At 50.6% G+C, this 308-nt stretch carries 1 protein-coding gene; it reads left to right on the forward strand.

Annotation, left to right across the window (positions count from 1 at the left end; translation table 11 throughout):
* Positions 1 to 308 (forward strand): fibronectin type III domain-containing protein (locus J1N09_RS15580; RefSeq protein WP_265201187.1); only part of this gene is annotated, 308 nt, incomplete at both ends.

Consider the following 308-nt stretch of genomic DNA (forward strand, 5'->3'; position numbering starts at 1 on the left):
CTTACGGCTTCCAATACTACCCAGACCACCACTGATCTGAGCTGGACAGCCTCTACGGATAATGTAGGTGTAACGGGATATGACGTTTATGAAGGTGTAACACTTATCGGCAACACGGCCACAACGAGTTTCAATGTAACAGGGCTTACTGCGGCGACTTCTTATAGTTTTACCGTGGTTGCCAGGGATGCGGCTGGTAATTCATCTGCCGCGAGTAATGCGGCAAACGTGACCACTCTGGATCCACCGGATACAGAGGCGCCTACCTCTCCTACCAACCTTTCGGCATCAAATGTTACCATGACGAG

This window comes from Aureitalea sp. L0-47 (genome assembly GCF_026126405.1).
GTDB lineage: Bacteria > Bacteroidota > Bacteroidia > Flavobacteriales > Flavobacteriaceae > Pukyongia.